General features: G+C 69.9%; 17 protein-coding genes and 1 pseudogene. 8 read left to right on the forward strand and 10 right to left on the reverse strand.

The window, feature by feature from the left end; genetic code table 11:
• Positions 1-59: 59 nt before the first annotated feature.
• The 4 genes from EAT51_RS10295 to EAT51_RS10310 are packed head-to-tail and all read right to left on the reverse strand — an operon-like array spanning position 60 to position 5,702.
• On the reverse strand, positions 60-773 hold the full coding sequence (locus EAT51_RS10295; protein WP_130517568.1) for a sensor histidine kinase: 714 nt from the start codon (positions 771-773) through the stop codon (positions 60-62).
• Positions 770-3,997 carry a serine/threonine-protein kinase gene (locus EAT51_RS10300; protein WP_130517570.1) on the reverse strand — a complete coding sequence of 1,076 codons (3,228 nt, stop codon included), beginning with the start codon at positions 3,995-3,997 and terminating at the stop codon, positions 770-772. Before EAT51_RS10300 ends, EAT51_RS10295 begins: the two co-directional genes overlap by 4 nt.
• Positions 3,997-4,824: an FHA domain-containing protein gene (locus EAT51_RS10305; RefSeq protein WP_130517572.1), complete on the reverse strand. Its 828-nt coding sequence runs from the start codon at positions 4,822-4,824 to the stop codon at positions 3,997-3,999. Before EAT51_RS10305 ends, EAT51_RS10300 begins: the two co-directional genes overlap by 1 nt.
• 38 nt (positions 4,825-4,862) lie before the next feature.
• Positions 4,863-5,702 carry a DUF6689 family protein gene (locus EAT51_RS10310; protein ID WP_130517574.1) on the reverse strand — a complete coding sequence of 280 codons (840 nt, stop codon included), beginning with the start codon at positions 5,700-5,702 and terminating at the stop codon, positions 4,863-4,865.
• Positions 5,703-5,924: 222 nt separating this feature from the next.
• Between EAT51_RS10310 and EAT51_RS10315 the strand changes: the two genes are divergently transcribed.
• Positions 5,925-8,411 carry a S8 family peptidase gene (locus tag EAT51_RS10315; protein ID WP_130517576.1) on the forward strand — a complete coding sequence of 829 codons (2,487 nt, stop codon included), beginning with the start codon at positions 5,925-5,927 and terminating at the stop codon, positions 8,409-8,411.
• Positions 8,412-9,270: 859 nt separating this feature from the next.
• Here EAT51_RS10315 and EAT51_RS10320 read toward each other — a convergent pair.
• Together EAT51_RS10320 and EAT51_RS10325 are read right to left on the reverse strand one after the other, a co-directional pair.
• Positions 9,271-9,747: an LEA type 2 family protein gene (locus EAT51_RS10320; protein ID WP_130521188.1), complete on the reverse strand. Its 477-nt coding sequence runs from the start codon at positions 9,745-9,747 to the stop codon at positions 9,271-9,273.
• Positions 9,748-9,805: 58 nt separating this feature from the next.
• Positions 9,806-10,357 (reverse strand): lipocalin family protein, encoded by a 552-nt coding sequence (locus tag EAT51_RS10325; RefSeq protein WP_130521186.1) that lies wholly within the window; start codon positions 10,355-10,357, stop codon positions 9,806-9,808.
• A gap of 498 nt (positions 10,358-10,855) precedes the next feature.
• Between EAT51_RS10325 and EAT51_RS10330 the strand changes: the two genes are divergently transcribed.
• The 3 genes from EAT51_RS10330 to EAT51_RS10340 are packed head-to-tail and all read left to right on the forward strand — an operon-like array spanning position 10,856 to position 16,511.
• Positions 10,856-11,872, forward strand: a complete 1,017-nt coding sequence (locus tag EAT51_RS10330) for an efflux RND transporter periplasmic adaptor subunit (RefSeq protein ID WP_228257880.1) — start codon at positions 10,856-10,858, stop codon at positions 11,870-11,872.
• On the forward strand, positions 11,869-15,066 hold the full coding sequence (locus tag EAT51_RS10335) for an efflux RND transporter permease subunit (RefSeq protein ID WP_130521182.1): 3,198 nt from the start codon (positions 11,869-11,871) through the stop codon (positions 15,064-15,066). The genes EAT51_RS10330 and EAT51_RS10335 overlap by 4 nt, the downstream gene beginning before the upstream one ends.
• A complete protein-coding gene (locus EAT51_RS10340; protein WP_205953631.1) occupies positions 15,066-16,511 on the forward strand; it encodes an efflux transporter outer membrane subunit in 1,446 nt (481 codons plus the stop codon). The genes EAT51_RS10335 and EAT51_RS10340 overlap by 1 nt, the downstream gene beginning before the upstream one ends.
• Positions 16,512-16,525: 14 nt before the next feature.
• On the opposite strand, the gene EAT51_RS10345 is transcribed toward EAT51_RS10340, so the two are convergent.
• From EAT51_RS10345 to EAT51_RS10355, 3 genes are all read right to left on the reverse strand, one after another.
• Positions 16,526-16,753, reverse strand: coding sequence for a hypothetical protein (locus EAT51_RS10345; protein ID WP_130561582.1), 228 nt, complete (start codon positions 16,751-16,753; stop codon positions 16,526-16,528).
• Positions 16,754-16,910: 157 nt separating this feature from the next.
• Positions 16,911-20,000, reverse strand: a complete 3,090-nt coding sequence (locus tag EAT51_RS10350; RefSeq protein ID WP_130561583.1) for an efflux RND transporter permease subunit — start codon at positions 19,998-20,000, stop codon at positions 16,911-16,913.
• Positions 19,997-21,004, reverse strand: a complete 1,008-nt coding sequence (locus EAT51_RS10355) for an efflux RND transporter periplasmic adaptor subunit (protein WP_228257881.1) — start codon at positions 21,002-21,004, stop codon at positions 19,997-19,999. Before EAT51_RS10355 ends, EAT51_RS10350 begins: the two co-directional genes overlap by 4 nt.
• Positions 21,005-21,122: 118 nt before the next feature.
• On the opposite strand from EAT51_RS10355, the gene EAT51_RS10360 reads away from it, so the two are divergent.
• The 4 genes and pseudogenes from EAT51_RS10360 to EAT51_RS10375 form a co-directional block, all read left to right on the forward strand.
• Entirely contained in the window at positions 21,123-21,353 is a 231-nt protein-coding gene (locus EAT51_RS10360) for a hypothetical protein (protein WP_130554058.1), read from the forward strand.
• Entirely contained in the window at positions 21,350-21,814 is a 465-nt protein-coding gene (locus EAT51_RS10365) for a hypothetical protein (RefSeq protein ID WP_130554057.1), read from the forward strand. The genes EAT51_RS10360 and EAT51_RS10365 overlap by 4 nt, the downstream gene beginning before the upstream one ends.
• Positions 21,811-22,032 (forward strand): hypothetical protein, encoded by a 222-nt coding sequence (locus EAT51_RS10370; protein WP_130561585.1) that lies wholly within the window; start codon positions 21,811-21,813, stop codon positions 22,030-22,032. The genes EAT51_RS10365 and EAT51_RS10370 overlap by 4 nt, the downstream gene beginning before the upstream one ends.
• A gap of 43 nt (positions 22,033-22,075) precedes the next feature.
• A pseudogene (locus tag EAT51_RS10375) lies at positions 22,076-22,714 on the forward strand (phage major capsid protein); the annotation flags it as partial.
• Positions 22,715-23,138: 424 nt separating this feature from the next.
• Here the strand turns inward: EAT51_RS10375 and EAT51_RS10380 are convergent.
• Positions 23,139-23,492, reverse strand: a complete 354-nt coding sequence (locus EAT51_RS10380) for an NYN domain-containing protein (protein ID WP_130561586.1) — start codon at positions 23,490-23,492, stop codon at positions 23,139-23,141.
• Positions 23,493-23,750 lie beyond the last annotated feature (258 nt).

Genomic DNA, 23,750 nt, shown 5'->3' on the forward strand with positions numbered 1-23,750 from the left:
ACATCCGATGTCCTGTGTTTGTCGTATGCGGACGCGGATTTGTCAATTGGGCGATGGATTCACTCGCCGGAGAGCGGCACGCGCACCTGCACGCAGGTGCCGGCGCCGGGCGAGGACACCAGCCGGAAACTGCCGCCGCCCAGGCGCAGGCGCTCGCGCAGGCCGCCCAGCCCGCTGCCGCCGCTGGTCAGCGCCAGCGCCGGGTCGCAACCCACGCCGTCGTCGACGATCTGCATGTGCGCCCAGTCATCGTGCGCGACCAGGCGCAGCAGGATCGAGCGCGAGCGCGCATGCTTGAGCGCGTTGTTGAGCGACTCCTGCGCGGCGCGGAACAGCAGGGTCTGGCGCGCGTCGTCCATGGCCGGCAGCGGGCCGATCTCCAGGCTGACCTGCGGCCCGCCGGCCTCGGACTGGCTGCGCGCCAGCCAGCGCAGCGCGGCCTCCAGGCCCAGGTCGTCCAGGATCGGCGGGCGCAGCAGGCGCGACAGATGCCGGGTGTCCTCCAGGGTCTGGGTGCACAGCGCGATGGCGCTTTCCACCTGCGCGCGCAGCGGCGCCTGCGCCGGCCCCAGCGCCGTGCCGAGCAAGGCCAGGCGATGCTTGAGCACGGTGAGGTTCTGGCCAACGCCGTCGTGCAGCTCGCGCGCCAGGCGCCGGCGTTCGTCCTCCTGCACCTTGACCACCGCGCGGCCCAGCCGGCGGAACTCGCGCTCGTTGGCTTCCAGCCGGTCGAGCAGGGCCTGGTAGCGCGCGGCGTCGTCGGTGCCGCTCATCGCGCACCCACCTGCGCCGGCAGGCCGGCCAGCAGCGTGCGCCGCGCCGCGTCCGCGGCGGCCTCGGCGCGCGCGGCGGCATCGGTCTGGCCGAGCCGCGCCAGGCGCTGCGCGGCCTGGGCATGCAGATCGGCGGCGAACAGCACATCGCCCCCGCGCAGCAGCTGCTGCGCCTCGCGATAGCGCGCCTGCACCTGCGCATCGGCGCCGTCGCGCAGCGCGCTCAGCAGGAACTGCAGGCGCAGGCCGACGTGGCCGAGCCGGGCGATGTCGTCGTCGAGCGCGGCCAGGGCCGCCTCGTCGTGCGCGCCCTGCAGGCGCGCCTGCAGCTGCAGCAGGCGCACGCCGGAGGCATCGGCCAGGCGGCTGGCCTCGGCCAGCGCCTGGTGCGCGCCGCGGGCATCGCCGCGCAGGCTGGCCAGCTGCGCCTGCAGCAGGGCGCGGGCGGCCTGCTGCTCTTCGGAGACCTCGTCGAACAGCTTGGCGTCCTGTTCCAGCTCGGTCGTCGCCCGCGCCGGCTGCCCGGCCGCCAGCCACAGCTGCGCGCGCAGCACCGCCACATCGGCGCGGCCGCGCTGGTCGTCGCGCTGTTCGAACAGCGTCGCCGCCTGGTCGGCCTGGGCCAGGCCTTCGGCCAGATGCCCCTGCCAGTAGGCCAGCTCGGCCAGGTTGCGGCGGGTGACGGCGACCTCTTCGAACATCTGGTGCGCCTCGGCCGTGCGCAGCGCGGACTGCAGCCGGGTGGCCGCGTCCTGCCACTGGCCGCGCGCGGTGGCCAGCAGGCCGAGGTTCTGTTCGATGCGCACCTGGCCGGTGACATCGTCCAGCGCGCGGTAGGCCGAGGCGGCCTGCTGCCAGAAGGCGGCGGCGCTGTCGTAGTCGCCGAGCTGGAAGTTGGCGAAGCCGATGTTGTTGTAGGTCTGCGCGGTGCCGCGCGCATTGCCGACCTGCTGCCAGGCCTGCAGGGCGTCGCGGAAGGCCTGTAGCGCCTGCGCGTAGTCGCCGCGCTCCTCGGCCAGCAGGCCGGCTTCGTTGTGCGTGGCGGCCAGGCCGCCGCGGTCGCCCAGCGCCTGATAGAGGGCGCGCGCCTGTTCGAGACGGGCCGCGGCGCCGGCGAAGTCGCCGCGCACGCTGGCGATGCCGGACAGGTTGCGCAGGCTGGTGGCCACGCCGCGGCGGTTGCCGACCTGGGTGCGCAGGTCGACCGCGCGGGTGTACTGCTCCTCGGCGGCCTTGCTCTGGCCCAGGCGGCCGTAGCCGACACCCAGCGCGTTGACGGTCTCGGCCTCGCCGGCCAGGTCGCGGCCGCGGCGGAACAGCAACTGAGCGCGCAGCAGATAGTCGTCCACGGCCTTGGCGGCGTCGCCGGCGAGGATGGACTGCTTGCCCAGCTCGAACCACACCCGCGGGTCGTTCGGGTCGCGCTTGCTCAGGGCCAGCAGCCGGGCGCGCGCCGCATCGCCCTGGCCTGCGGCGGCCTGGGCGCGGGCCAGGTCGAGCTGGGCCTGGGCATCGTCGGGCCTGGCGTCGGCGATGGTCTGCCATGCCGTCAGAGCGGCCTCCGCATCGCCCTCGGCGCTGGCGCGCATGGCGCTGAGCATCTGCGCGCTGCGCGGCCAGGTCTTGGAGTCGAACGGCCGTGCCAGCAGGGCATCGGCCTGATCGTCCTCGCCGATCGCCTCGGAGGCGCGCACCTGTTCCAGGCGCAGCGGCAGCACGTCCGGCGCTGCGTCGGTCGCCTGGGTCAGGGCCGCAAGGCGCGGCGCGCCCTGGCTCTGCGCACGCGCGATGCCGGCCCGGCCCAGGGCCTGCAGCGCGGTGTCCGGCGGCGGGGCGGGCCAGGGTGCGGGATCGAGGCCGAGCGCCGCGCCCACCGTCGTCAGCCAGCCGGCCGCCGCGGCGCTGGCCGTACCGGCGATCGGACCTTCCAGCGTACGCGTGCCGCCGTCCGCACCGTCCAGCGTGGCGCTGAGACGCCAGCCCTGCGCGTCGTGTCGCATGCGCGGGGCGACCACCTGGCGCGCGGCGGCCGCGCGGCGCAGGGCGGGCAGATCCGGTCTGGCCTGGCCGGTCGGGTCGACCGAACGCAGCGCCTGCAGCGTGCGGCCCGCATCGACCACGGCCGTGCGCGCTTCCAGCGCATCGCGCAGCCAGGCGCCGAGACCGTCGCGCAGGACTGGATCGAGGTCGCCGGCCAGCGGCAGCACCAGCGTGCGCGCCAGCGGCGCGACGACCGGGGCCTCGGCCACGGCCGGCGCACGCGCGTGCTGCCACGACCAGCCGGCCCAGCCGATCAGCGCCACGACGGCCACCGCGGCCGCCACCAGCGCGATGCGTCGCCAGCCCGGGGCCTCCCGTTCCACATGGCGCCGGTCGATGGCCGCCACCACCTGCGCCGCGTCCTGCAGGCGCGCACGCGGCTGCGAACGCAGCAGCCGGTCGACCAGCCGCACGACCCACGGCGGAGTCTCCGGGCGCGCGCGGCTGACCGGTTCGGGCGTGCGCAGCATGCGCTGGGCCAGCACCTCGGCCATGGTGCCGTTGGCGAAGGGCAGCTGCCCGGTCAGCATCTCGTGCAGGATCAGCCCCAGCGCGTATAGGTCGCTGCGCGGGTCGACCGTCTCGCCGCGCGCCTGCTCCGGCGAGAGGTAATCCGGCGTGCCCACGATCGCGCCCGAGTGCCGGGTCAACCCGCTGCTGGCCATCGAGCGGGCGACGCCGAAATCGTTGATCGAGGCATTGCCCTCCGCATCGAGCAGCACGTTGGCCGGCTTGAGATCGCGATGCACCACAGCGCGCGCATGCGCGGCCTGCAGGCCCAGCGCGATCTGCCGCGCGATGGACAGGGCGCGCTCGATGGGCAGCGGGCCTTCGCGCGCGAGCAGGGACTCGAGCGATTCGCCCGCCACGTAGTCCATGCTGATCAGCCAGCGGCCCTGGTGTTCGGCCAGGTCGTGGATGCGTACCACGTGCGGGCTGGAGACCTGGCGCGCCAGCAGCAGCTCCTGGCGGAAGCGCTCGAATACCTGCGGCCGCTCGGCCAGCTCCGGGCGCAGCACCTTGATGGCGACCGGGACTTCCAGGGTCAGATCGTTGGCCAGGTAGACCATGCCCATGCCGCCCATGCCGAGCAGGCGCTCGACGCGGAAGCGGCCGGCCAGCACCTGCCCGCTCGCCAGGACATCGTGCAGGTGCAGGCCGGTGGCGGTGGGTGCGTCGGACATCAGGCCGAGGCATGGTCGGTGCGGTCGCGCGCGCCGCGCGCGACCAGCCACAGCGCGCAGCGCTCGCAGAAGGCCTGCAGCAGTTCCATGTCCAGGGCGGTGATGGCCGCGCCGGGGTGCGTGCTGTCCGCGTACAGCGCGCCGATCACCCGCTCGCCGTCGCACAGCGGCAGGCAGGCCAGCGCGCTGATGCCAGAGGCCATCACCGATTCGCGCGTGGACAGCCAGGGCAGGTGGCCGATGTCGTGGGCCACGGTGCCCAGGCCCTGCTCTAGCGCGCGCTGCAGCGCGCCGGTGCTGCCGCCGAAGTCGCGCGGGCTGCGCGTGCCGCAGGCGGCGGCCACGCGCGGCGCCTCCGGCCCGGCCAGCACCAGATAGCCGCGGTCGCACTGGGCCAGTTCGGTCACCGCGTGGACGCTGGCGCTGAGCATGTCGTCCAGATCCAGCGCCTGGCCGACGCCATGGGTGAGGGCGGTGGCGCGCGTGCGGCGGGCCTGGGCGCGGCCGGCCTCGCGCGCGGCGTCCTCGTCCCCCAGCGGGGTGAACTCGACGTAGATGTCGCCGAAGCGCAGCCAGGCCGCGCCGGCCAGCCGCGCCGGCGCTTCCACGCGCAGGCTGTCGCGGAAGCTGCCGTTCTTGCTGCCCAGATCGTTCAACTCCCAGCCCAGCCCGTCGCTGCAGAGCCGGGCGTGGCTGCGCGAGACCGAAGGGTGGGAGAGCTGCAGGCCGTTGCCCTCGGCGCGGCCGATGGTCAAGGCCGCGCCTTCGCGCAGCAGCAGCGAAGGCGCGGGCGCATCGGGCAGATAGGCGATCAGGCGTGCGGGCATTGCGCGAGCGTAAAGCAATGCGGCGCTGCTAAAGCGCTCTAAGGATCGTAAAGACGCTGATAGTCGATCGAGAAGCGCAGGGTGGCCGCGCCCGCCAGCAGCGCGCCGGCCGGGTTGCCGGCATGGTCGCCGGCGCTCCACACCTGCGGGATGCCGGTGCCGGCCTGCGCGGAGACGCGTTCGCGGAAGCTGTCCACCGCCACGGTCGCGGCGGTGAAGTCGCCGGCGGCCAGCGCCGCGGTGATCGTGTCCAGATAGCCGTCCAGCGGGCCGGCCTGCGGCGGCGGCAGGGCATCGACCAGCTCGCGCAGCTTGCTCAGCTTATCGGCCACGACGGCGTGGGTGGGGCGCAGGTCGCTGACCAGCAGGAACTGCGAGAACCCGTCGGTGGTGCCGCGCGAGCGCACGCTGCCGGGGGAGATTTCGTCGGTGATGTCGCGGAACGCGCCGCCCAGCGGGGCCTTGAACAGGCGCAGCGTCGAGCCGGCGGTGTAGGGCAGCACGTGGGTATGCAGCTCCACGCGCACCAGCTTCTTGAAGCTTAGGCCCCCGGCCACCGGCGGTTCGACCGTGATCAGCAGCGGCAGCGGCTGGGTCAGCTGGACCACGGTGCCGGGCAGGCGTGCGGTCAGCGCGCCGAGTTCCGGCCCGGTCAGCAGCCGGGCGCTGATGCCTAGGTTCTCGGCGCTGAGGTTGCTGGCCTGGTCGAAGTTGATGGTCAGGTCGGCCAGCGGTGCGTTCGGCGCTCCGATGGCGACGGTGGCGGTATCGCCGGCGATGGCCACGTTGACCGGCACGGACTGGGCGGCGGCGGCCCCCGAGAGCAGCAACCCGGCGACCAGCAGCAGGCGAGATGCGAACAGCGGGAATCGAGTCATGGCGCGAACCTTGTCGATGGCGTGCAGCCGGCCCTGGACCGGCTACGGGCGGAAGGCCCCGGGGGGCCAGTGGTCAGGATCATAACCAGCCAAGAACAGGGATGCGCGTCACTGAGGGTTTTTACCCAGGGCCGCTGGGGGCAATACCGGATTGGCGGGCCCGGAGCCCGGGGGCAACGTGTGGTCACCCCGTTACGGGTCCCACTTTTCGGAGCCACGCACATGTCCCTGTCCCGCCCCGTTCTCTCCCTGAGCGTCTGTGCAGTCCTCGGCGCCATGGGCGCCTTCTCCACCGCCCATGCCGCCGCGCGCCTGGACGCGCAGCTGCAGTCCAAGATCACCAGCGCCGCGGCCGACGCGCCGCTGCAGGTGGTCATCACCTACAAGCAGAGCACCGCGCCGACCGCCTCGCAGCTGGCCGACCTCAAGGCGCTGGGCATCACCGAGGGCGTGGCGATGCGCGCGCTGCCCATCGCCGGCGCGGTGGCCACGCCGGCCGAGATCAAGGCGCTGGCCGCGCGCGACGACGTGGCCTCGATCTACTACAACGCGCCGCTGAAGTACTACGACGTGGAGGCCAACAAGATCACCGGTGTCACGCGCGCCTACGACAACCCGGGCGACTTCGGCCGTGCGGTGCCCTACAGCGGCCGTGGCGTGGGCGTGGTGATCAACGACTCGGGCATCGACGGCACCAATACCGACGTGGCCTACGGCTCGCACGTGGTGCAGAACGTGCTGGCCAACACCAACCTGGCCACGTTCGATTCGATGCTGCCGATCACCTATGTGGAGAACGTGCCCAATACCGATCTGGGCTCGGGCCACGGCACGCACTGCGCCGGCATCGTCGGCGGCACCGGCGGGCACTCCAATGGCGTCTACCGGGGCGTGGCGCCCGGCGCCAGCCTGGTCGGCTACGGCTCGGGCGCGGTGCTGCTGATCCTCGATGCGGTTGGTGGCCTGGACTATGCGCTGGTGCACCAGTTCAGCTTCAAGGACCCGATCCGCGTGGTCAGCAACTCCTGGGGCACCTCGGGCAAGTTCGATCCCACCGATCCGGTGTCGGTCTCCACCTACGAGCTGTACAAGCACGGCATCGTCAGCGTGTTCGCCGCCGGCAACGACGGCCCCAGCGAGGACACCCACAATCCCTATGCGCAGGCGCCGTGGGTGATCTCGGTGGCCGCCGGCGAGAAAGACGGCACGCTGGCCGGCTTCTCCTCGCGCGGCAAGCGCGGTGAGAGCGGCACCTTCACCATGGCCGACGGCAAGCAGTGGACCTACTTCAACGAGCCGACCATCACCGCGCCGGGCGTGGACATCATCTCCACCCGCGCGCTGACCGGCGCGCTGCCGCCGCTGGCCGCGCAGGACGACGTGGCCGCTCTGTCGCCGGCGCAGCTGCCGTTCTACACGGTGATGAGCGGTACCTCGATGGCGACCCCGCACGTGGCCGGCATCATCGCGCTGATGCTGGAGGCCAACCCGGACCTGACCCCGGCCCAGGTCAAGGACATCCTGGAGCGCACGGCGACCAACATGCCCGGCCGCGCCTATTGGGAGGCCGGCGCCGGTTACGTCAACGCCTACGACGCGCTGATGGAGGCCGCCAAGCTGCGCTCGGGCTACGGCAGCACGGTCAATTCGCTGAAGACCTTCAACAGCAACGCGCTGCTGTCGCCGGGCAGCTCGCAGCCGTTCGAGGTGCTGTTCACGCCGGTGGGCGAGCCGCAGTACCAGACCTTCGAGGTCAGCGACAACGTGGCCTGGGTCACCGCCAGCGCGACCATGACCGGCACGACCGCCGCCCTGGTGCTGACCGATCCCGACGGCGAGCGTTACGGTTCGTCCATCGCCCTGCCGGTGCTGGGCAGCACGGTCAAGGCGAGCGCACCGGGCAAGAAGGGCACCTGGAAGATCAGCGTCAGCGGCATCGGCTCGATCGGCGGCGTGGCGGTGGATCCGCTGCGCGTCACCAACGGTGTGTCGGCGCCGGGCGTGGTCTCGGGCACGATCGAGTTCACCAACAGCGCCGGCTTCAGCGGTCTGAAGGATGTGCCGACCTCGAGCGCCTATCGGGGTGCGGTGGAGTACGCGGTCTCCAACCGCATGATGGATGGTTCGTCCAACGGCAACTTCCGTCCCAACGATGCGCTGACCCGTGCCGAGCTGGCGCAGTATCTGGTCATGGGGGCCGGTATTCGCCAGTCGCTGCCGGCGCCGGGCAAGGTCAGCTTCACCGGCCTGTCGACCAAGGATCCGAGCTATGCGGCGGCAGAGGCGGTGGTGGCCAAGGGGGCGGTGCTGCGTGACCTGTCGCAGAGTCAGGCCGGGGTGATGGGCCTGGTCAGCGGCAATTTCAAGCCGGCCGACAAGGTCACCAAGCTGCAGCTGGCCTATTCGCTGGTGCAGTCGCTGGGCCTGCAGGACACGGCGGTGAACTTCAACGGGACGCTGTCGGTCACCTACAACGGCAAGCAGCTGCTGATCGAGGACGTGGGCAGCATCCCGGCCAGCCTGCGTGGCTATGTCCAGTCGGCGCTGGACAACGGCATCCTCAACGCGCGCTACACCGTGACGCAGGGGGCGACGGATCTGCAGCCGACGCTGCACGCCTACTTCGACCCGACCAGCCTGGTCACGCGCGGCGCCTACGCGGTCACGGCCGGGCGCTTCCTGGACGTCAGCCGCCCGACCGAGGATTGATCGGGCCTGCGACGCGATACTGCGGCGCCATGGATGGCGCGCGAAACGCCCCGCCTAGTGCGGGGCGTTTTTTTTTTGAAGTGCTTCTTACGATAGGCGACTGTGGCGAGTGCCCTCGTTGGCTTCGGAAGGGCAGCGGTCCGGCGGGCAGTGGCCGCTTATCCCTCAATCAGGGCATCCTGCCCTGATTCGGGCGCTCGGCTTCCTGCCTCGCTAGGCGCGGCCACTGCCCGCCGGCCCGCTGCCTCGCGCGTCAGCTCACAGGACTTCGGTTCGCGGGGGCGTTCGAACCCTTTCCTCGCGCACAAGGCGATCAGTGACGGAAAGTTATCGACTTGAGGCCCCCTCCCTTTCGCCGTAGGCGAAGGGGAGGGATGGGGAGGGGTCGGTGGCTTTACCGGTCAAGCCACCGAAGCAAGAGCAAAAGCACCCCACCCCCTCAGTCGCTAGTTCGCGACTTCGAGCTCCCCTTCGCCTTCGGCGAAAGGGAGGGGGCAGAGCGCTTGCTCAATGCGTTTGGATCGTAAGAAGCCCTGACTCTTCCGACCGCAGAGCCTCGGCCCGGCTGGGCACGCGGAGAGCGGCGAGGATGGCCGGCGGCAGCGATTGCGTGCGAGACATCCTCGCGGATTGCCGACCCGATCCCCGTGGGAGCCGCCGTGGCGGCGATGGGGCTTTCCCTGTAGAGCCTCATCGCCGCCATGGCGGCTCCCACCGAAGCGGGAGGCGCAGTCTGGCCGTTCCCGAGCGTCAGCCATGAAGGAATGACCGGACCGCGGAGCCGCGCCTGGCCGGGTCGAGGCTGGTGGGCGAAGTCCGCTTTACCGACCCCGCGCTCCAGCAAATCGAAGCACCGCTTTTAGCGCAGCACGCCAGCCAGACCCGGCGCGGCGCTCAGGCTGCTGTGCATGTCCAGCTCGAAGCTGCGCACGCTCTGGTCCTCGGGCGTTGCGCGCACCGTGCCCTTGAGGGTGTAGGGCAGCGGTTGGCCGCTGGCCAGGGCGCCGGCCACGGCCATGCGCGCGTTGGCCGAGGGGGTGAAGTTCACGCCGACCACGTCGGCCGCCTCGGGGCCGATGGTGTAGCCGGGGGTGGCGCGCAGCGGGCCGGCGTCCTGGCCGGCGACGGTCACCGCCAGGTCGATGTCCTCGAAGCGCATCGGGATGCTGCTGTAGTTCTGCAGGCGCAGTTCGACCTGCCAGCGCCCGTCGGTGCCGACGGTCACCTGTTGCAGGCTGACGGCCGGTTCGGACACGCGTTTGACCAGGCCGCGGTGGCAGGCGGTCAGGACGATGGCGCAGAGCAGGAGCAGCAGGAAACGATGGGCACGGGGCATGGGCGGGAACCGGCGTGATCAGGACGCGGGCGAGGATACACGCGGCCGCGACCCGCCTTCAGCGCAGGGGCGCGCTGACCACCAGGTCGGACAGGTCGTAGCCGAGCTGGCCGGCGCGCAGCTTGATCGCCTCGAACAGCGTGCGGTCCATGGTCGGCTCGCGCGAAAGGATCCAGAAGTAGTCTCGGCCCGGCTCGCCGACCACGGCCCAGGTGTAGTCCGGGTCCAGGTCGATCACCCAGTAGTCCGCCCACACCCACGGCAGCCAGGACAGCCAGCCGGGCGCGAAGCGCACCTGCAGCTGGCCCGGCTCGCCGGCGACCGGGCGCGCCTCGCCGTCGGCCACGATCCGGTGGCCGTCCTTGCCCAGGCAGGCGTTGCGCACTCCCAGGTGCCCGGCGGCGCGCAGGGTGTAGGTGGCGGTGATCTCGCCGGCGCAGTCTTCCTGGAAGCGGTTGGGCAGGTGGGCGATCTCGTGCCACTGCCCGGCGTAACGGGAGATGTCGAGCGCGGGCACCGAGGAGAGCGCCGGCTCGGCGGCGGGCGACGAGCCGGGCAGCCACAGCGCCAGCAATGCCAGCCAGGACAGCGGGGTGGGAATGCGGAACATGCGGGCCTCCGTCGGGGACGCCCAGTGTGGCCCAGCGCGGCCTCGCCCGCGAGGCGCCTGGCATGTGTCAGGGCGGTGTCAGCATCGCGCGATCCGCTCACTTCGGCATCACCGCGGCCGTGGCGTCATCCGCAGCCGTGCGCGGGTCATCTTCGCGTCCATGGACGGAGCGATGGGTCGACGTGGGCGTGCAATACGATGAATCGGCAGGTGAGTACGCCGTCCGCAGCGCCGGGTCTGTTCGGACCGGACGTCGCGCTGTCGCGGCACCGCACGCCGTCCTTGTGAAGTTCAACCGAGTCTATGCCTGGGGGCGCGATGCACGCGAAGGGGCAGGGGGACATCGTGCGTGAGCGCACGCGTGGCGGTCGTGGCGTTCGACGGGTCTGGCTGCTGGCGGGTGGGGCGGCCTTGTGCATCGTGGCCGGTGCCCTGTGGTTCTGGCTCGCGCATCGCCAGCAGCCAACGCCTGCACCCGCACCGCTGCGGGTGACGACGATGACGATCACCCCGCACAGGGTGCCGGAGATCATCGAGACCTCCGCGACGATCCTCTCGCCGCAGACCGTGGCAGTGCAGCCGCAGACCGACGGGATCCTGCAGTCGGTGCTGATCCACGACGGCGAGGACGTCCACAAGGGGCAGTTGCTGTTCACCATCGATCCGCGGCCGCTGCGCGCCACGCTGGCGCAGGCGCGCGCCACCCTGGCGCGCGACCAGGCGCTCGCCGCGGACGCGGCCGATACCGAGGCGCGCTATGGCCGGCTCTCCAGGACCGGCGCGGTCGACGCGAAGACCTATGTCACCGCGGCCGATGCGCTGCGGTCGCTGCGTGCGACGGTCGCCGCCGACCAGGCCCAGGTCGAGCAGACCCGGCTGTCGCTGGCCTATACCGAGGTCCGCGCGCCCATCGACGGCAGGGCCGGGGCGATCGAGGTCAAGCCGGGCAACCTGGTCTCCAGTGGATCGACCACCGCGCTGGTGACCCTCAACGTGAGCGCGCCGATCGAGGCGAGCTTCGCGCTCCCGCATGTGCACGTCGATGCGGTGCGGGCCGCACGCGCGGGGCATGACGGCATCGGGCTGACGGTGCTGGCGATGGATCCGGTCACCGGCAAGGTGCTCGACCGCGGTCAGGTGGACTTTCTCGGCAATGCCTTCGACACCAGCAGCGGCACGCTGGAACTGCGGGCGCGCCTGCCCAATGCCGCCGGCACACTCTGGCCTGGGCAGTTCGTGACGGTGCGGGTGATCCTGGCCGACGATCCAGGCACGCTTTCGGTGCCGGAAAGCGCGCTGCAGCAGGGGCAGCAAGGGGCCTATGTCTACTGCGTGGTCAACGGCCGCGCAGTCGTGCGGCCGCTGAAGGTGGCGCGGCTGGTCGATGGCCAGGTGGTGGTGAGCCAAGGCCTGCGCCAGGGCGACACCGTCATCCTGACCGTCCCCAATGAGCTGCGCGATGGCAGTGCGGTGCAGGCGAGCAATCAGGCGGCGCCGGCCGGGCAGCCTTCGTGAACCTGTCGGCCCTCTTCATCCGCCGGGCGGTCATGACCTCGATCCTCATGATCGGGCTGGTGCTGGCCGGTGGCATGGCCTACTTCGCCTTGCCGGTCAGCGAGCTGCCCGACGTCAGCTTCCCCACGATCACCGTCAACATGTCGCTGCCCGGCGCCAATCCCGAGACGATGGCGGCGGCGGTGGCCACGCCGCTGGAGCGCCAGTTCAGCGGCCTGCCGGGGCTGGAGACGATGAGCTCGACCAGCAGCGTCGGCAGCTCACGGATCGTGCTGCAGTTCGCGCTCAGCCGGAACGTCGATGCGGCCGCCCAGGACGTGCAGAGCGCGGTGTCCCAGGCGGCCGGGCTGCTGCCGCGCGAGATCGATCCGGCCCAGATCCAGAAGGAAGATCCCAGCGCCGCGCCGATCATGCATCTGATCCTGCGCTCCAAGACCATCGCACTGCCGCTGCTCAACCAGTTCGCCAAGGACCGCGTGGCGCTGCGCCTGGCCTCGGTGCCCGGCGCCGGCCAGATCGACGTCAACGGCTCGCAGAAGTACGCAGTGCGCCTGTTCGTCAATCCGCATTTGCTCGCGGCCCGGCACCTGGGCTTCGACCAGATCGTCTCGGCGGTGCAGGCGGGCAACAGCAATGCGCCGTCGGGCACGCTGATGGGGCAGGCGCGCTCCTACACCGTCCGGGCCGATGGCCAGCTCAAGACCGCCGCGGAGTTCGACGACATGATCCTGAGCTACGTCGATGGCGCGCCGGTGCGCCTGAGCGACGTGGGCCATGCCGAAGACAGCGTCGAGAACCTGCAGACCGCCGCCTATCTCAACGGCCAGCGCGCCATCGAGATCAACATCCACCGCCAGCCGGGCGCCAACACGCTGTCGGTGACCCAGGGCATCCAGGCGGCGCTGCCCGGCATCCGGGCGCAGCTGCCGGGCGATGCGCGGCTCGATGTGCTCTACGACCGCGGCGACTACATCGGCGCCTCGGTCGAGGATGTCGAGTGGACCCTGGTCGGCTCGCTGGTGCTGGTGATCATCGTGATCCTGCTGTTCCTGCGCAGCTGGATGGCGACCCTGATCGTGGCCCTGGTGCTGCCGACCTCGCTGATCGGCACCTTCGGCGTGATGCGCCTGCTGCACTACAGCCTGGACAACATCTCGATGCTGGCCCTGACCCTGTCGGTCGGCTTCGTGGTGGACGATGCGATCGTGGTGATCGAGAACATCGTGCGCCACCTGGAGAACGGTGCGAGCCGGATGGAAGCGGCCATGGCGGCCTCCAGGGAGATCGGCTTCACCGTGCTGTCGATGACCGTCTCGCTGTCGGCGGTGTTCCTGCCGATCGTGTTCATGGGCGGCCTGGTCGGCCGGCTGTTCTCCGAGTTTGGCGTGGTGATCTCGATCGCGGTGCTGCTCTCCGGGCTGGTCTCGCTGACCCTCACGCCCATGCTGGCCAGCCGCTGGCTGGACGCGAAGAAGAGTTCGGGCTGGGTGTTCGAGCGCTTCGACCGGCTCGTCGACGCCTCCGAGCGTGGTTATGCGCGTTCGCTGGTGTGGTCCACCCAGCACATCGGGCTGATGATCCTGATCGGCGCGGCGACGCTGCTGGGGACGGTCGGCGTCTATGCCATCGTCAAGAAGGGGTTCATTCCCCAGGTCGATTCGGGAAAAATCGACGGCGACACGCGCGTGCCCGAGGGCACCGCCTTCGCCGACTTCGTCGCCAAGCAGAATGCGGTGGTGAAGATCATCCAGCGCGATCCGAACGTGGCCAACGTCGAGTCGGTGATCGGCTCGGACGGCACGCTCAGCAACACCGGACGCCTGCTGATCGGGCTCAAGCCGCTGTCCCAGCGCAGCGGCACGGCCGACGATGTGATCCAGGCGGTGCGTTCCAAGGTGGCGGCCATCGATGGCATCACCCTCAACATGCGCAACCCGCCCGCGATCGACATGGGGCCGACCGCGTCGAACGGCGCGCTGCAGTACGTGTTGCAGTCCACCGACCAGAAGGCGCTGTACGCCCAGTCCGACGCGCTGCTGCAGAAGGTCAAGGGCCTGCCGGGGATCCAGGACCCGCAAAGCGACCTGCAGATCAAGAATCCCGAGATCCAGGTGGTCCTGCATCGCGAGCAGGCCGCCGCCCTGGGCGTCACCGCCGCCGGCCTGCAGGACACGCTGCAGAGCGCGTATGGCGGGCGCAAGATCAGCACCATCTATGGCGACACCGATCAGTACGAGGTCCTGCTGCAAGTCGAGCGCGCGGCGCAGGCGGATCTCAACGGCCTGGAGGCCTTGTCGTTCAACGGCAACCAGAGTCCGGGCATCACCGCCATCGGCACCCAGACCTCCAACAGCAGCTCCGGCACGAGCGCGGTGCTGACCGCGGCCGGCGGGCCGATGGTGCCGCTGCGCGCGGTGGCCGACGTGCGTGTGGGCGTCGGCCCGGTGGCGATCAACCATTACGCCGGCCTGCCGGCGGTGACGCTGTCGATGAACCTGGCCCCCGGGGTCTCGCTGGGCGATGCGGCCGGCCGCATCGGCGATCTGATGGCCACGACGCTGGGCAAGGGCGAGGCCAGGTCGATCAGCGGCCAGTTCGCCGGCTCGGCGCAGGCCTTCGAGAACTCGATGAAGACCCTGCCGCTGCTCCTGCTGATCACCGTGCTGCTGATCTACGGCGTGCTGGCGATCCTCTACGAGAACGCGCTGCATCCGCTCACCATCCTCACCTCGCTGCCGCTGGCGGGGCTGGGCGCGATCCTGATGCTGGTGATCTTCGGTCAGGAGCTGAACCTCTTCAGCTTCGTCGGCCTGATCCTGCTGGTCGGGCTGGTGAAGAAGAACGGCATCATGATGGTGGACTACGCGCTGGAGCTGGAGCGCTCGGACGATGCGCGCTGGCAGCAGCCGCGCGCGGCGATGATCGAAGCGGCCAGGGTGCGGTTCCGGCCGATCATGATGACCACGCTCGCCGCCGTGCTGGGCTCCTTGCCGATCGCGCTGGGTTTCGGCGCGGGTGCCGAAGCCAGGCGACCGCTGGGCATCGCGGTGGTGGGCGGCCTGCTGTTCTCGCAGGCGCTGACGCTGTATCTGACCCCGGCGTTCCATATCGCGATGGCTGAATGGATCGCGCGGCGGCGCGCGCGTCGTGGCGGCGCGACTCCGCCGTCCTCCCCGCTGCCAGAGCCAGCCTGATGCGCCGCCTGTCCGTCATCGCGCTGTGCCTGCTGTCGGCCTGCAGCCTGACGCCCGCCTATGTGCGCCCCGCATCGCCCGTGCCGGCTTCGTGGCCGGTGGGCGATGCCTATCTGGCGCGCAGCGAGGCCGCGCTGCCTTCGGTGAGCTATGCGCAGGTCTTCGGCGACCCCCGGCTCCGGCAGCTGATCGCGCAGGGCCTGGAGAACAACCGTGACCTGCGCGTCGCGCTGGCCGACATCGCCCAGGCGCGGGCGCAGTACCGTATCCAGCGCGCGGCCCTGTTTCCCGAGGTCGATGGCAGCGCGAGCGCCACGCGTTCCTACAACGGTGGTGGCGCGGCCTCGGCCGACGGCGGCGGCTCGCAGGGCGCAGCGCCGAAGGGCGATTCGAGCGCCTACAGCGTCGGTCTTGCCGCGACCGCGTTCGAGATCGACCTGTTCGGGCGGATCCGGTCGCTGACCGCCGCCGCGCAGGATCGCTATCTGGAACAGGAGGCCGCCGCCCGCGCGACGCGGCTGACGCTGGTCGGCGATATCGCCACCGCATGGCTGACCTATGCCAGCGACAGGAGCCTGCTGGCGCTGGCGCAGGACACCGCCCGCAGCGCCGAGGAAAGCGTCTCGCTGACCCGCCAGCGCCAGGAGGAGGGCATCGTCCCGCGCTCTGAGCTGGATCAGGCCAACCAGGTGCTGCATGCGGCGCAGTCGGACCTGGCCGAGCAGACCACGGCGCTCGCCCAGGACGTCAACGCGCTGCGCCTGCTGGTCGGCGGCGCGGTCGACCCCAGCTTGTTGCCCGCCTCGATGCAGGAAGCGGCGGCATCGGTCGGCGAGCTTCCCGCCGGGCTGGATTCCAGCATCCTGCTGCGCCGCCCCGATGTCGTGCAGGCCGAGTACGAGCTGCAGGCGGTCAATGCCGAGATCGGGGCTGCAAGGGCCGCGCTGTTCCCGCGCATCACGCTGACCGCGCTGCTGGGCATGACCAGCGGTGCCCTGTCCGATCTGTTTACCCACCAGGCCGCCAACGGCTCGATCGGCGCAGGCGCCGGCTACGCCATCTTCGATGCCGGCGCCGCGCGCGCCAACCTGCACGCCACCCAGGCGCAGCGCGATGCCGCGCTGGCCACCTACGAGAAGACCGTGCAGACCGCCTTCATGGAGGTCTCCGACGCGCTGGCCCGGCGCGGCACGATCAATGCCCAATGGCTCGCCCAGCAGCGCCTGGTGGCCGATGCCGCCAGCAGCTACGCCTTCAGCGATCAGCGCTACCGGGAAGGCGTCGAGAGTTCGCTCTCGCACCTGGACGCGCAACGCAGCTACTACGCCGCCCAGCGCAGCCTGGTGTCCACCGAGCTGGTCAAGGCGACCAATCTGGTCACGCTATACCGCACGCTCGGCGGCGATGCCACGCTGGAAACCCTGCCGCTGTCCGGCAGTCGCTGACGACGGCGTCTGGCTCAGCGGTAGCGCGGGGTGCCGTCCGGGGAGATGCTGTCGATGGACTCCAGCAGGCGGCGCATGCGCTCTTCCATGTCCGCGCGCGACACGGACGGGGCGGTGGCGGGAATCGTGCGGAGCAGCGCGCCGTCTGGCCCATAGACCATCAGCACGCCGCGCAGGCAGCGATTCGACGTGTCCACCAGAAACGAGGTCACCACCTCGTAGTCCCCGACCCTGCGTTCCAATCGTTCCCCCGTCGCAGTTGAACCCAGGCTCCAGCGTAAGCCGGCTCATGCGAAAAACCCGTCACAGTTTGGTGGTGAGCGGGTGACGACGGACAGTGCGATTGCGGGAAGCGAAGTCCGGGTGACGGGGCGCTCCGCCGCCCGCCGCCCGCCGCCATCAGGCGCCCGGGTGCGAGGCCGCGCTGGCGTCCGGATGCGAAGAGCGCCGCCGCAGCTTGCGCGACAGCCATTCGCCGATGTCGTCGATCAGGGTGAAGGCCGCCGGGATCACGATCAGGCTCAGCAGGGTGGAGGTCACCAGGCCGCCGATCACGGCAATGGCCATCGGCGCGCGGAAGCTGGAATCGCCGGCGAAGCCCAGCGCGATCGGCATCATTCCCGCGCCCATGGCCAGGGTGGTCATGATGATCGGCTGGGCGCGCTTGCGGCAGGCATCGATCAGGGCGTCGTGCTGGCTGAGGCCGTGCTCGTCCTCGGCGATCACCGCGTAATCCACCAGCAGGATCGAGTTCTTGGTGGCGATGCCGATCAGCATCAGCAGGCCGATCAGTGCCGGCAGCGAGAGCATGTTCTGAGTGAGCAGCAGCGCGCCGAACGCACCGCCCGCGCACAGCGGCACGGCGATCAGGATGGTCAGCGGCATCAGCGCGTGGTTGAACAGCAGCAAGAGCACCATGTAGATGCACGCGATGCCGGCGGCCATGGCCAGCAGGAAGCCGACGAACAGTTCCACGAACACCTCCGCATCGCCGGTGTTGAGGAAGCTCACGCCCGGCGGCAGGTGCTGCACGCTGGGCAGCTTCTGCACCGTCTCCATCACATCGCCCAGCGGCCGGCCGTTGAGCTCGGCGGTGAGGGTGACGTTGCGCTGGCGCTGGTAGCGCGAGATCTGCGAGGGGCCGCTGCCCAGCTCGATGTCGGCGACCGCCGCCAGCGGCACCGACCCATAGCGGCCGGGTACGCGCAGCTGGCCGATCAGCGCGGGGTTGGACAGCGTGGCCTGCGAGAATCCGACGCGGATCGGCACCTGGCGATCGGGCAGGTTGAGCTTGGCCAGGCGCTGCTCATAGTCGCCCGCCGTGGCGATGCGGGCCGCCTCGGCGATGTCGGCGGTGGACACGCCCAGGTCCGCCGCCCGCGCCGGGTTGGGCACGATCTGGATCTCCGGGCGCAGCAGCGAGGCGGTCGAGGTCACGCTGCCCAGCCCCGGGATGTCGCGCAGGTCGCGTTCCAGCGCCAGCGAGGCGTCCTGCAGGTGCTGCGGATCGTCGCCGGACAGCACCAGCTGCAGCAGGTTGCCCGGTTCGGAACTGACATAGCTCACGCGCACGCCGGGCAGATCGGCCAGCCGCGCCCGCGCGTCGCGCTCCAGCGCGCGCTGGTCGCGTTTGCGGGTGTCGGCCGCGCCCCAGTCCAGCACCAGGGTCGCCTTGCGCGGATCGGCCACGCCGGTGGTGGAGGGGTCGCCCAGGTCCAGCACGCTGCCCACGGCGGTGTAGACCTGCTTGAGTTCGGGCATGTCCTTGAGCAGGGCGCGCGCGCGTTCGGCCACGGCCACGGTGTCCTCCAGCCGGGTGCCCGGCGGCAGTTCCAGGCTGAGGTTGCTGCGGCCCAGGTCGGACTGCGGGATGAAGGTCGCTGGGATCAGCGGCACCAGCGCCAGCGAGGCCACGAACAGCCCGGCCGCGATCCACAGCGTGCGCCCGCGATGGCGCAGCGCCGCGTCCACCCAGCCCAGGTACCAGGTCATCAGCCGCGACTCGCCCTTCTCCTCACCATGCGGCTTGAGCAGGTAGGCGGCCATCATCGGCGTGAGCAGGCGCGCGACCAGCAGCGAGAACAGCACCGCGGTGGCCGCGGTCCAGCCGAACTCGCGGAAGAACTTGCCGGCGATGCCCGGCATGAACGCCACCGGCACGAACACCGCCGCCAGCGTCAGCGAGGTGGCGATGACGGCGTTGCCGATCTCGCCGGCGGCCTCGCGCGCGGCCTCCAGCGGCGGCTTGCCCATGCGCAGGTGACGCACGATGTTCTCGATCTCCACGATCGCATCGTCGACCAGGATGCCGACCACCACCGACAGCGCCAGCAGGGTGATGATGTTGAGCGTGAAGCCGAACCAGTGCATCACCGCGAAGGTCGGGATGATCGACAGCGGCAGCGCCAGCGCCGAGACCCAGGTCGCGCGCCAGTCGCGCAGGAAGGCCCACACCACCAGCAGCGCCAGCAGCGCGCCTTCGTAGAGCATGGTCATCGACGAATCGTAGGAGCGATGGGTCTCGTCGATGGCCGTGGTGACCAGGCGGAAGTCCACGCCGGGGTGGGACGCCTTGAGCGCGTCCAGCGCCTTGTGCACGCCGGCCTCGACCTTGACCTCGCTGGAGCCGCGCGTGCGCGACATCGAGAAGGCCACCACCTCCTTGCCATCCAGCAGCGCGGCCTGGGTGGGGTCGGCCGCCGCGTCGGTGACCGTGGCCAGCGCCGACAGGCGCACCGAGCGCCCGTCCGGCAGGCTGATCGAGTAGTCGCGCAGCGCCTGCGCGTCGGCGACCGTGCCCAGCGTGCGGATGGTCTGCTGCGCGCCGTCCAGCTCGGCCTTGCCGCCGGCGCGTTCGACCTGGATCTTGGCCAGCTGCTGGGAGACAGCGCCGGCGGTGATGCCGAAGGCGAGCAGGGCGTTGGGATCCAGGTCCACGCGCACCTGGCGCTCGACGCCGCCCACGCGCGTGACCCGCGCCACGCCGGGCACGCCGTACATCGCGCGCGAGATCTCGCGGTCGACGAACCAGCTGGCTTCGTCCGGGCTCATCTGCGGGGCGACCAGCGCGTAGGTCATCAGCGAGCCGCCGATGTCGACCTTGGAGATCACCGGCTCCTGGATGTCCTGCGGCAGGTCGGTGCGGATGCGGGTGACCGCATCGCGGGTGTCGTCCAGCGCGGTGCCGAGATCGGCCTCCAGCTGGAACTCGATGCTGGTGGTGCTGACGCCCTCGCTGACCGTGGACATCACGCGCTTGACGTTGTTGATCGTGGCCACCGAGTCCTCGACCTTGCGCGTGACCTCGGCCTCCAGCTGGCTGGGCGAGGCGCCCGGCTGGGTCACCGTGACCGTGGTCATCGGGAAGGCGATGTCGGGGAAGCGCGCGACAGGCAACTCGTGGAAGCCCCACAGGCCGGCCACGCACAGCACGAAGAACAGCATCAGCGCCGGCAGCGGCCGGCGGATGGCCCAGGCGGAAAAGTTCATGGCGCGCGCGCCCCCTTGCCGGCCTCGACCACGCGCACGCGGTCGCCGTCGCCGAGGAAGCCCGCGCCCTCGGACACGACCTGCTCGCCGTCCTTCAGGCCTTCGACGATCTCGGTGCGGGCCTGCACGGTCTGGCCGGTGCGCACGCGCCGGCGGGCCACGCTGCCCTTGTCCTTGAGCGTGAACACGTAGCTGTGGCCGTCGCGCTGGACGATGGCCGCGCTGGGCACCATCAGCGCCTGGCCGTCGCCGGTGAGGATGCGGCCTTCGACGAAGGTGCCCGGCTTGAGCGGGCCGGGTGCGGGCAGGTCGGCATACACGGTGCCGGTGCGCGTCTGCGCATCCACGCCAGGCGTCACCGCACGCACGCGGCCGGCGATCGGCTGGCCGGCATAGGTCAGGGCGACGGGGTTGCCGACGGCCACGTCGGCCAGCTGCGCTTCGGGCAGTTCGGCGCGCCATTCCAGGCGGCCGTCGCGGATCAGGCGCAGCAGCTCGCTGCCGGCCGCGACGACCTGGCCGGGCTGGATCAGCCGCTTGGAGATCACGCCATCGGCGGGCGCACGCAGCTCGGCGAAATCGCGCTGCAGCCGGGCCGCGTCCAGCGCGGCGCGCGCGGTCGCCAGCTGCGCCCGGGCCTGGGTCGCGGTGGCGCGCAACTCGTCCAGGTCGCTGGCGCTGATCAGCTGCGAGGCCGCGAGCTTCTCGCCACGCGTCTGCTTGGCCTGCGCCAGTTCCAGCGCGGCCTTGGCCTGCTGGGCGGCGGCATCGGCCTGGGCCACCTCGCTGTCGAGCGTGCGGTGGTCCAGCTCCAGCAGGACCTGGCCCCGCTTCACCGTCTGGCCGACATCGACGTTGAGACGGGTGATGCGCTGGCCGCTCAGTTCGACGCCGAGCTGCATTTCCTCATAGGCCGACACCGGGCCGGACACGATCACGCTGCGCGCCAGCGGATAGATGCGCGCCGGCGTCAGGGCAACGGCGAGTGCCGAGGAGCCCTCCACGGGCTTGTCCTTGGCACCGCCACCACAGGCGGCGAACAGGGGCAGGGCGGCGAACAGCAGGGACCAACGCAGGAGTGGCGCAGCAACAGCGCGAGGTCCGGCTGATGGAGACGCAGGCATGAACGAGGTCAGCTCTCAGCAGCTTCAAGCGTCTCCCCCGATCGATGTCACGTCAGTGTGCTGCGTTCTGCGGCCGCTGTTCGATCTGGGCGACTTCCGCGATCTGAACGGTCCTGCCGGCTGGCGCTTGGCAGAGCTGATCTATCCCCGCAACGCTAGTGATCTCACTGTCGCCCAGTTGCTGTCGCTGCTGCGGCGAATCTCGGATGAGATGGAGGCGCAGGCATGAACGAGTTCCTGCGCGAAGAAATCACCGACATCCTCAACGAGGCACCGGTCCCCTTCAACTGCCAGTCCTGCCCACGATCCCCGCGCCAAGGGACAGGAGTGGCCCCTAAGCGGCACCACGAGACGCTGGAAACGCATCCATCCGTGCTTTTCCCACTACCGGCCGGCGACTATGCCCACGTGCTTGTGAGGGACAACCTCAATGCGCCTGATTTCCAGATTGGTGACGTGCTGCTTGCTGACCTGCGCATCAACAGTGTGACCTACAACGGTATTTATGTGCTGCAGATCGGCGACCAGCCGGTCGTGCGTTCCGTGCAGTTCAAGCCAGGCCCAAACGGGCGGATGGCGTACTACGTCTTCTGCGTGAGCATGCCCGACTCGGGGTTCTTCGCGAAGCCTGACCAGTTGGTCGCTCTTGGTGCCATTGAGGCAGTCGCGCAGCTTCGGAGGGTCGGATGAGCGACCAACCAATGCGCCTGGTGCTGGGCCAGCCCTCGTGGTCACTTCACCGCGCACTGCCCGACCTGGGCGAACGCACTGCGGCGCAGTTCCAAGAGCTGCACCGCGCGCCCACGGCAGAGCGAGCGGAACGCCTTGCCATCGAGCTGGAGGGGTGTCGGCAGCACGTCCTGCGCTATCGCCAGGCGTTGATCCTGGAAGGCGAAGGAGCGCCCTGATGGACAAGTCTCCTAGCCGCAACAGCAAGCAGGCGAAGGTGCGCCGAAGGCAGAGGCTGATCTGATTGCCGACTGGGACGAGGCCAGCATCGCGACGATCGCGGTCCACACCACCGCATCCAAGCAGGTGCTGGACGACGTGCAGGGCCTTGTCGAAGCCGTCCAGCTGCTGCTGCGCTACAAGCTGGCCAACAAGACCGACATCGAATTGATGACCGGCAACGGCGCCCAGTTCCACATCAAGGGCCTGCTGACCCAGGCCACGGCCTTCATCGGCGGCAGCACCAACAAGCCGGTGGACCGGATCGGCCGTGCCGCCGCGATGCTGGCCTCGCAGGGCTATTCGCCGAACGTGGTGTTCATCAACCCCCTGGACTACTTCGACTTCGCCTCCGAGCGATCCGCAGGCGATGGCCAGTACGTCGCAGGCGGCTGGAGCCGGCCGACCAATAGCCCGATCTACGAGCTGACGCCGGTGCGCACCATGGCCGTGCCGGTGGGCCAGTCGCTGGTGACGGACACCGCGGTCCTCAAGGTGCTCATGCGCGAGCGACCGAATATCCAGTTCGGTTGGGTCAACGACCAGTTCACCCGCAACCTGGTGACCATCCTGGCCGAGCTGCGGCTGGGCCTGCTGGCGCTGGACCCCAAGGCACTGCTGAAGGTCAGCCTGGCCGCCTAAGCAAGTAGGAGGGGGTGAACCGATAGGTCACCCCCTCTCATCCGTGGAACGCAGCCCGTGAAACCGCCGCCGTAGACGACATGGCCAGCGGCGGCGATGCTAGCGGCCACCAAGCAGCATCTGGACGTAAGGGATCGAAGTTGAGTCACTTCATCGACTGCCATGTACTCACCCTTCCCCGGTTTCCTCCGGAATGGGCTCTGGAGACAGCATCCGCAGAACGGCAGCAAGAAGTTCACGGTGGCGCACTTCGACCAGATGGCCAATGCGCTCGGATTTGAGTCAATGGCGCATATGCGATTGCGAAGGACATAGATCGCTCACGGTCGCGACTTTTTCAGTTGCTTAGACGTAGGAACTGAGCAAGGCTCTACGCCAGTCAGCTGCACTCCCCAACAAAAACCCCGCCGGAGCGGGGTTAGTTTTACCATTTCGATGGCTTGTGGGTAATGCCCACTGGATCAGGGAGCTGAGAGGATTTGAGGTGTTTTGCCTCGATTCGCCTAATGAACGACGCAGCCTGGTATAGCTGGTACGTCATCTTCCTATTTGGGTCGGCGCAGGGATTCGCCACACCAACTGGCTTGCCTGTACTTCTCGCAAGCCTGATCGCCTCTGCTAGGTCACTATCGTTTGAAATGACGAGTGCAACGTCGAAAGCGTTCGTCAAAGCATCGTGCACCAGGTGCACAGCCAAGTTCACATCCGAGCCCTTTTCCTCGGTCTTTATCACTTCGACTGTCTTAGGTTCCCCAGGCTGAGGGTTGGCAAGCGGCATGCGCGTTTTGTTCGAGTAGAAGAGCCCCTCGTGGACCTTTAGGCAAGGTATGTGCTCTTGAATAGCCGTCAAATAGGCGTCTTGGCGGACATGCTGGTCCGGCTTACTTGCGTGTGGCTTCACCCTCGCAGTGGACCGACCAGAGTTCCATAGACACTCAGTCGCCGCTCTGCGCGTAGCGCTTTTCGAACTCTACCGGTGACATGCCGCCAGCGGAACCATGCCGGCGAATCGGGTTGTAGAACATCTCGATGTAGT

It is taken from the genome of Pseudoxanthomonas winnipegensis (assembly GCF_004283755.1).
GTDB classification, from domain to species: Bacteria; Pseudomonadota; Gammaproteobacteria; order Xanthomonadales; family Xanthomonadaceae; genus Pseudoxanthomonas_A; species Pseudoxanthomonas_A winnipegensis.

Excerpts from the sequence above, each read along its gene's own strand:
- EAT51_RS10295 (WP_130517568.1), bottom strand. The coding sequence starts at position 773 with ATGAGCGGCACCGACGACGCCGCGCGCTACCAGGCCCTGCTCGACCGG.
- EAT51_RS10300 (WP_130517570.1), bottom strand. The coding sequence starts at position 3,997 with ATGTCCGACGCACCCACCGCCACCGGCCTGCACCTGCACGATGTCCTG.
- EAT51_RS10305 (WP_130517572.1), bottom strand. The coding sequence starts at position 4,824 with ATGCCCGCACGCCTGATCGCCTATCTGCCCGATGCGCCCGCGCCTTCG.
- EAT51_RS10310 (WP_130517574.1), bottom strand. The coding sequence starts at position 5,702 with ATGACTCGATTCCCGCTGTTCGCATCTCGCCTGCTGCTGGTCGCCGGG.
- EAT51_RS10315 (WP_130517576.1), top strand. The coding sequence starts at position 5,925 with ATGTCCCTGTCCCGCCCCGTTCTCTCCCTGAGCGTCTGTGCAGTCCTC.
- EAT51_RS10320 (WP_130521188.1), bottom strand. The coding sequence starts at position 9,747 with ATGCCCCGTGCCCATCGTTTCCTGCTGCTCCTGCTCTGCGCCATCGTC.
- EAT51_RS10325 (WP_130521186.1), bottom strand. The coding sequence starts at position 10,357 with ATGTTCCGCATTCCCACCCCGCTGTCCTGGCTGGCATTGCTGGCGCTG.
- EAT51_RS10330 (WP_228257880.1), top strand. The coding sequence starts at position 10,856 with ATGACGATCACCCCGCACAGGGTGCCGGAGATCATCGAGACCTCCGCG.
- EAT51_RS10340 (WP_205953631.1), top strand. The coding sequence starts at position 15,066 with ATGCGCCGCCTGTCCGTCATCGCGCTGTGCCTGCTGTCGGCCTGCAGC.
- EAT51_RS10350 (WP_130561583.1), bottom strand. The coding sequence starts at position 20,000 with ATGAACTTTTCCGCCTGGGCCATCCGCCGGCCGCTGCCGGCGCTGATG.
- EAT51_RS10360 (WP_130554058.1), top strand. The coding sequence starts at position 21,123 with ATGAACGAGGTCAGCTCTCAGCAGCTTCAAGCGTCTCCCCCGATCGAT.
- EAT51_RS10365 (WP_130554057.1), top strand. The coding sequence starts at position 21,350 with ATGAACGAGTTCCTGCGCGAAGAAATCACCGACATCCTCAACGAGGCA.
- EAT51_RS10370 (WP_130561585.1), top strand. The coding sequence starts at position 21,811 with ATGAGCGACCAACCAATGCGCCTGGTGCTGGGCCAGCCCTCGTGGTCA.
- EAT51_RS10380 (WP_130561586.1), bottom strand. The coding sequence starts at position 23,492 with ATGCCGCTTGCCAACCCTCAGCCTGGGGAACCTAAGACAGTCGAAGTG.